This is a genomic window from Protofrankia sp. CiT1, from assembly GCF_917627335.1.
GTDB lineage: Bacteria > Actinomycetota > Actinomycetes > Frankiales > Frankiaceae > Protofrankia.
On record NZ_CAKJTP010000041.1, the window covers coordinates 28,516 to 32,314 of the forward strand.

Here is a 3,799-nt window from a genome sequence, read left to right on the forward strand (position 1 = left end):
GCTGGCGTGCGGTGGCTGGTTACCGGGCACACGCTCGGGAACGGTTATCCGCGGACCAGGCACACGGCACACATCACCATGATTACCGGCAGGCGACCCGGTCACTGCGGCGCGTCGGAATTGCCCCGCCCTGCACGGCGGTACTGCACTGAGTAAAAACGAGCACAATAAGATTGGGGCTGGTGGTGCCACCGGCGAGAATCTCGACGCTCTGGTTGTGCCCCGTAAAAGTGACCTTCGTTCTCCCATCGGACGCGGACTCCTGGAAGAGCTTGTAACCGACACCGGGCAGGGCCTTCCGGTAGAAGTCGGCTGCCGCGGCCGGGGTCACTCCCTTCAGGCTGATCGACGCGTCGGTGGGCTTGCTGTTGGTGAGTGTGTGGGTCGACCCGTCCGGGAACGGAAAATTGCCCGGGACGATGGACGTACTGAGCGGGTCGGCGCTGGCCGTCGCGGTCGGTTGCGCGGACTGGGTCTGGACCGCCGGCGGTGATGACGACGCCAGCGTCAGATCGGTGGGCAGATCCGTGGCGGGGGGGCTCGGCGGTGCCGCGGTAACCGCCGCGTCCCGCACGACCGCTGGCGTCGAGCCGCTGCCGCCGCACGCTCCGGTCAGGAGCGTGAGACACACAGCGGTGCCGACAGTCACCATGCGGCCCTGGAACGTTCCGGCCCGGCTCATCCAACCTCCGTCACCCACGCGCGCTGCGCGCGTACCCCCTACGACCCACCGTCCTGACGGGCCTGGCGACGCCCGGCACGGCCCCGGCCGCGCAGCGCCCGAACCCACCGCGACCAGGACAACCAAGGGCTGTCGGATGCTACTTAACCACTGCCGCCGAGCGCGCCGCCGCACGGGTGCGCGGTCTTGGCCGGCGACCGTCGAACACGGACAGCGACGGCCGATCGGTACCGACCGTCAGCCAGTGGGGAGCGGCTGTTCAGCCCAGATCGTCTTTCCATGGCGGGTATGACGGGTACCCCAACGCCGGGTGAGCTGGGCGACCAGGAGCAGCCCGCGTCCACCCTCATCAAGGACACGGGCCCGGCGCAGGTGCGGCGCGGTGCTGCTGGCGTCGGAGACCTCACAGATGAGGCTGTCGTCAAGGATCAGCCGCAGCTGGAGCGGTGCCCGAGCGTGGCGGATGGCGTTGGTGAGCAGTTCGCTGACGATCAGCTCGGTGATGAATGTGGCCTCGTCCAGCCCCCAGCTGGCGAGCTGACGGGATGCCTGCGCACGGGCGTCCGCGACGACGGCCGGCTCTGCCGGCAGATCCCAGCTGGCGACCTGGCCCGGGTCAAGGGCACGTGTCCGGGCGACCAACAGCGCGACGTCATTGCTTGGACGGTCCGGCAGCATGGTCGCGAGGATGGTGTCGCAGATACTCTCCAGCGAGCCTGCGGAATCGGCCAGCACCCGGCGCAACGCGCTTTGGCCCGCGTCGATGTCGCGGTCATGGCCCTCGACGAGTCCGTCCGTGTAGAAAACAAGCAGGCTGCCCGCGGGCAGATCGAAATCAGCGGCCTCGAAGGGCAGCCCGCCCACGCCCAGTGGAGGACCGGCCGGCAGGTCGAGGAAGTCGACGGTGCCGTCCGGGGTCACGATGGCGGGCAGGGCGTGACCGGCGCGGGCCAACGAACACCGACAGGACACCGGATCGTACACCGCGTACAGACACGTGGAGACAAGACCGTCACCAGTATCGCCGGACATGCCCGTTGACGCCGGGCTCTCCTCGGCCGCCAGCCGGATGACCACGTCGTCCAGGCGGGTGAGCAGCTCCTCGGGAAAAAAATCAACATCGGCAAGCGTGCGCACGGCGGTACGGAGCCGGCCCATGGTCGCGGCCGCGTGCAGCCCGTGGCCCGCGACGTCACCGACAACCAGCGCGACGCGGGTGCCGGACAGCGGGATCACGTCATACCAGTCACCACCGACACCCACCTCAGAGCTGGCTGGCAGGTAGCGGGAGGCGACATCCACCGCCGTCTGCGCGGGCAGCCGCCGCGGGAGCAGGCTGCGCTGCAGCGTGAGCGCGGTGGCGCGTTCATGGGTGTAACGACGGGCATTGTCGATAGCGACTGCTGCCCTGGCAGCGAGCTCATCGGCAAGGATGAGATCATCGTGCTCGAACGCCTCCGGATGTCGATGACGAGCAAGAGTCGCCACACCTAGAGTGGCGCCACGGGCACGCAACGGCACGAAAAGCATCGAGTGAAACCCGTACTCGCGGGCCTTGGCGGTCCGGACGGCATCCGCGGCGACCCAACGAGCCATCACCGGGTCAGAGATCTGGTACAGCGCGGGCCGGCCGGTCACCAGGACGCGGGCGGGGGGCGAATAGTCCGGATAGACGTCGGCCTGCCCCAGCTCCACCACAACTTCGGGACGGCCTTCGATGATCGACTGGTGCGCGGCACGGCACAGGGTGACCGTGCCCGAGAACGGACCGGCAACCGGCTCATACCCCTGGCGTACCGATTCGAGCAGATCCACGCTGGCCCAGTCGGCGAGTCCGGGAACAACCACCTCCACCAGTTCCCGCGCGGTCCGGATCACATTCAGCGTACTGCCGATACGGCTACTCGCCTCGTTCAACAAGGCCAGCCGCTGCTGGGCCCGGTGCTGCTCGCTGATGTCGAACGCCGCGCTGTACACGCCTCGGATCAGCCCGTCTGGATCCTTCAGCGGCGAGATGCTGATGGCCAGCGCCTCGCCGTAAAGATTGATCAGAGTAGGGGCGAAAACCCTGTAACGCACCGGCTCGCCTGTCTGCGCCACCTTGCGCAGCTGCTCGACGACCGCGTCGAGGGCGGGCCCACCGGGCAGCAGCTCGGTGAGCTGGAGCCCGCGTTCCTCGCCCTGGTCGATGCCGAGCTGACGGCACGCCGCGGCGTTCAGCCGGCGGATCCGCAAGTCCACGTCGTAGACCGCGAGATACAGCGGGGACTGGTCGAACGCCCAGTCCAGCAGCGGCCAGTCGCCGTCCTTCTTATCCTGCTGCTCGTGATTTTTCCGCATCTGCCGCTTCTGCCGCCCCGCCAGCACCGCACTAATGATCCAGGTAATCTTTCCATCGTCAGCCGGTGACGGTTGTGCCAGCAACTCGACCCGCAGATGCCGGCCGTCCCGGTGACGCACAACCGCCTGGCCGCTCCATACCTCCAGCGCCGCGCTGGACAGCCGCACGGTGTCCGGAATATCCTCGGCGAGGAGGTCTGCCGCCGCCCGTCCGAGGACCTCGGCCGGCGGGTAGGCCAGCAGCTGCCGAGCCTGTTTGCTCCACTGCGTGATACGCCCCTGTGCGTCAACCGTTGCCGTGGCGGTCTCCGCCACATCAAAAAGCTCGTCGATTCGGTTGCCAAAAGTAGCAACGTGCACGTCATCCGACTCGTCCACATCTCGGTCCTGCCCAACGAGTTCCCGCATGAACCGGCCGGCCGGGCGCTACCCAGACAATCATGATCCGTTCGCTCTCCGCGACCGCATCGTCGTCCCGACACGCGTTCCGGGCTGTCACTCATGCCATCAGCGCGCTAACGGCCAGCATGCTGATTGATGAGATCAAGAGGCTCCGGTTGTCGTCGGCCCAGGTAGCGGTGTCCCACCTGGGCCGACGACAACGACGCGAGGCGCCGACCGGGCGCCGCGAGCCGGACAGTCCTATTGCCGGAGCCTCTAAGAGCGCCCGGCAATAGGGATGTGGATCAAGGAGCGGGGCTGGGGTGCGTACATCGCAAGGCGGAGGAGGGAGTCACCCTGGTCCTTGGGTGTCGACCGACGACAACGCAGCGAGGT

General features: G+C 67.6%; 2 protein-coding genes. Both read right to left on the reverse strand.

The window, feature by feature from the left end; translation table 11 throughout:
- Positions 1 to 82: 82 nt before the first annotated feature.
- Entirely contained in the window at positions 83 to 682 is a 600-nt protein-coding gene (locus MJ785_RS09560) for a hypothetical protein (RefSeq protein WP_239311526.1), read from the reverse strand.
- Between the two features lie 237 nt (positions 683 to 919).
- On the reverse strand, positions 920 to 3,400 hold the full coding sequence (locus MJ785_RS09565; protein ID WP_239380493.1) for a SpoIIE family protein phosphatase: 2,481 nt from the start codon (positions 3,398 to 3,400) through the stop codon (positions 920 to 922).
- Positions 3,401 to 3,799: the final 399 nt, after the last annotated feature.

Excerpts from the sequence above, each read along its gene's own strand:
- MJ785_RS09560 (WP_239311526.1), bottom strand. The coding sequence starts at position 682 with ATGAGCCGGGCCGGAACGTTCCAGGGCCGCATGGTGACTGTCGGCACC.